This window comes from Pseudoxanthomonas sp. CCNWLY206-1 (assembly GCF_039710385.1).
Lineage (GTDB): Bacteria > Pseudomonadota > Gammaproteobacteria > Xanthomonadales > Xanthomonadaceae > Pseudoxanthomonas_A.
Window position 1 is genome coordinate 1 of sequence record NZ_JBDKXI010000013.1, and the last position, 4,008, is coordinate 4,008.

A 4,008-nucleotide genomic window follows, 5' to 3' on the forward strand; every position below is an offset into this window, starting at 1 on the left:
GCGTTCTGGCGCACGGTGGAGGTCAGTTCCTCCATCGAGGCGGCGGTTTCTTCCAGGTTGGCAGCTTGCTGTTCGGTACGGCGGGACAGGTCGGTGTTGCCGGAGGCGATTTCGCCGGCGGCGGTGTTGATGGAGACTGACGCACCCTGGATGCGGCCGACGATATCAGTCAGCTGAGCCACGGTGGCATTGGCGTCGTCGCGCATGCGGGCGAACACGCCATGGAAATCACCCTCCATGCGCGCGGTCAGGTCGCCGCGGGCAATGGCTTGCAGCAGACCGGATAGCGTGGACAGATTGCCGTCGGCCGTGCTCATCAGGCCATTGAGGCCTTCGATCATGATCCGGAAATCATGCTGGAAATGCTGTTCGTCGCCGCGCACCGTGAAGTCGCCTTTGGCGGCGGCTTCGACCAAGTGGCGGATCTCGCTGCTGATCGCTTGGAGATTGGCCTTGGTCGCGTCCATTGCCTCGGTGATCTTGGCTTTCTCACCCGGCAGGCGGTCCATATCCACCGACAGGTCGCCGATGGCGTAGCGCTGCATGACTTCCACCGCGCGCATCTTCACCGCGATATGCGCGGCAACCAGTGAGTTGGTGTCGCGCACCATGCGGCCGTAGTCGCCGGGGAATGCGTTGTCGTCCATCCGATAGCTGATCTGGCCGGCGTCGTGATGCTTCGCCATTTCGCTCTGGGCATCTATCACCGAACGCAGCTGCGACTGCATGCGCTGCATGGAGCCTAGCAACAGGCCCACCTCGTCGCGGCGGCTGGAGTCGATACTGTCATCCAGCTTGCCCGCGGAAACGTTGTTGGCGACGCGCACGGCTTCGCTGACGGGCTTGATGATGGAACGGGCGATCAGCCAGCACAGCAGCATCGCCGACAGCAACACCAACACGCCGGCGATGATCAACGCCCGGCTGAAGCTCCATGCCTTGGCGGCGATGTTGTCGGTGTATTCGCCGGTACCGATCACCCAGCCCCACGGCTGATGGAAGCCCACATAGGAAATCTTCTGCACGGAACCATCGGTGCCCGGCTTGGGCCAGGTGTAATCCAGGAAGCCGCCACCGCCAGCGTGCGCCAGCTTCACCATCTCGACGAAGATCTTCTTGCCGTCGGTGCTGGTGGAGCCGTTAAGGTCCTTGCCATTCAAGGCGGTCTGGTGCGGATGCATCAGCATGGTGGGGTGTTCGTCGTTCACCCACAGATAATCGCTGCCGCCTTTGCTGCGCAAAGATTCGATCACGGCCAGGGCTTCGCGCTTGGCGTCTTCCTCGGCCATCGTCCCGGCCTTGGCCAACGCGTGGTAGCGCTCGACCACCGTCAAGGCGGCGCCGACACGCAGCTGGAGCTTGTCGCGCTCGTTCTGCAGCAGTTCGCTGTGATTGCGTTTGGCGGTAACCAGGCAAAGCGCGATGATGCCGGTGGCCAGTACGGCCAGCATCAGGAGGAATTTGCGTTGCAAAGATAGGTCGCTGAAGCGCAGCGATCGGGTGTTGTACTTCATGGGCTATGTCCGGGAGTCGAGTCGATTCGCAGGCGGATAGTCCCGTCGACGCGGTTTCCACCGCCTGCTCGACAGATATCGACCCGACCGGCGAAATATTCATGACTATTTAGTCGTAGGGGAGTCGAAGCGAGGCGATATGCGCCGTCGACACGCTTCTCGTAGAGCGGAGCTTGCTCCGCCGCTCTTTCGCGGAACGTCACGAAGAGCAGCGGAGCAAGCTCCGCTCTACGTCGGGTGTCACGGCCCGTAGGCCGCCTTTCGTAGCGCCGAGCTCGCTCGGCTGCTCTTCAACCCGCGCCCGCAAACGGAAACAGCACAGAAGCCAAGGCAGCGGAGCAAGCTCCGCTCTACGTCGGGTGTCACGGCCGGTAGGCCGCCTTTCGTAGAGCCGAGCTTGCTCGGCTGCTCTTCAACCCGCGCCCGCAAACGGAAACAGCAACAGAAGCCAAGGCAGCGGAGCAAGCTCCGCTCTACGTCGGGTGTTACGGCCGGTAGGCCGCTTTTGGTAGAGCCGAGCTTGCTCGGCTGCTCTTCAACCCGCGTTCGGAAACGGAAACAGCACAGAAGCCAAGGCAGCGGAGCAAGCTCCGCTCTACGGGAAAGGCGAAGAGCAGCGATGCGGTTTAGGCGGCGATGTCTTCCAATTCCTGCGGGTTCAGGTCGGCGGCGCTGTTGATCAGCGTCTCGATGTCCAGCAGGATCAGCATCCGGTCATCGACGGTGCCGATGCCGGAGATGAAGCGGGTATCCACATTGGCGCCGAATTCCGGCGTCGGACGGATCTGTTCCTGGCTCAATGGGATCACATCGGAGACGCTGTCGACCACGATGCCGACCACACGGTCGTCCACGTTCAACACGATCATCACGGTGAACGCATCGTAGCGCGCCTCTTTCAAGCGCAGTTTCAACCGCAGGTCGATCACCGGCACGATGGTGCCACGCAGATTGATGACGCCCTTGATGTAGTCCGGCGCGTCCGGCAACCGGGTGACAGCGTCGTAGCCGCGGATTTCCTGCACTTTCAGGATGTCCACGCCGTAATGCTCTTCGCCCAGGGTGAAGCTGAGGAACTCGTCGGCGGCGGCCGCGGCGTTGCTGTTCTTGTCGCTCATTCGATTGGCTCCTATGGCGGCCGATGGATTCTCCCGCCAGGTGGCGGGCGGCACCGGGGAAGGCGGTACCTGTCGTTGTCTACATCGGCCGGGCGGGGGGATTCTTTAGTGGTTCCAGCGCGAATGGGTACCTTGTGGGAGCATCGACTTTCATCCAACACCACGCTCACGGGCGCTGCGCTGGCGGTCCAGGCGGAAGATGTAGCGCTGGATCAGTACGTCGGCACCGCGGGGCAGGGAAGTGAACTGGCAACCCGCACGCCAGGTTTCGGTGCCGTTTTGATTGAGCTGGCGGAACAGGTTCCGGACCGACAACTGCATGGGAATGGGATCGACATCCGGAAGCCGCAGCAGGCAGTCATCCAGGTCGCGATACGGTTTGAACAGCGGATGGCCTTGCGGTACCACCACCGCAATGCCGCCGCCGCTGATGTCCAGTACGCGCAGGTCGGTGAATTCGGGACCGGTGCGGGATTGTGGCGCTGGAATACTGCAGGTCACCGGTTCCGCGACCGGCACCTGCAACCGGTAGAACTCGCGCCGCTGCAGCTTCAAGACGCGATCGGGTATATCCGCCCGGAACGCGACCTGTCCTTCGAACAGGATGGGCGACAGCCCCGTCAGGCGGAACTGGACGTGGATGCGGTCCAACTGCGAAACGCAGGTCAGGTGATGGGCATGGGTCACGCCACGATTGATGGCGTCGTTGGCACTGCCGTCGATCAACAAGCTGCCTTCGTCGGGCGAAACGCTGATCAGGGCGGTGGGAAAGGTGTGGTTGCGGGGTGAAATGTAGGCGCTGATAAGGGCGCGTTTGTCGATCAACGACTGCAATACCAGCCCAATCTCCCGCGCGGTGCGCAAGAGGTATTTTTCCTCTTCGTCGTACCGTGCGGGTTGAAGCTGGATGGAGTCGTTGTTTTCGGACATGCGCTCTTCGACTGCTGGTGGGTGCCGCGGGCAACTCTCTCCGTTCTTCCTGCATGCCGGCCACGGGAGTTCCGGCTGAATTTCTATATCGAACTCCGTCACGGAATCTTTAGCGGCGGATCGAAAGAGCTCGCGGCGGGACGCCGCTCCTACCAGAGACAACGTTCCGCTTTTGTAGGAGCGCCGTCTCGGCGCGAGCTCTTCCTGTCAGATCGTGTTAAAGGCGAAGAGCTCGCGGCGGGACGCCGCTCCTACCAAGGACAACGTTCCGCTTTTGTAGGAGCGCCGTCTCGGCGCGAGCTCTTCTGTCAGATCGGGTTAAAGGCGAAGAGCTCGCGGCGGGACGCCGCTCCTACAAGGGCAAATCTTAGAACTCCTGCCAGTCGCCTTCGGCTAGCGCCGGTTCCGGGTGCCGGGTGGGGGCGCGGGTGGCGGAAGGTTTGAAC

At 62.1% G+C, this 4,008-nt stretch carries 3 protein-coding genes; all 3 read right to left on the reverse strand.

The window, feature by feature from the left end; all coding sequences use genetic code 11:
- The coding region (locus AADW18_RS19505; RefSeq protein ID WP_337345077.1) for a cache domain-containing protein at positions 1–1,514 on the reverse strand (1,514 nt) is incomplete at its 3' end.
- Positions 1,515–2,140: 626 nt separating this feature from the next.
- Entirely contained in the window at positions 2,141–2,632 is a 492-nt protein-coding gene (locus AADW18_RS19510) for a chemotaxis protein CheW (RefSeq protein ID WP_337345078.1), read from the reverse strand.
- 150 nt (positions 2,633–2,782) lie between these two features.
- Positions 2,783–3,562 carry a flagellar brake protein gene (locus AADW18_RS19515; protein ID WP_337345079.1) on the reverse strand — a complete coding sequence of 260 codons (780 nt, stop codon included), beginning with the start codon at positions 3,560–3,562 and terminating at the stop codon, positions 2,783–2,785.
- Positions 3,563–4,008 lie beyond the last annotated feature (446 nt).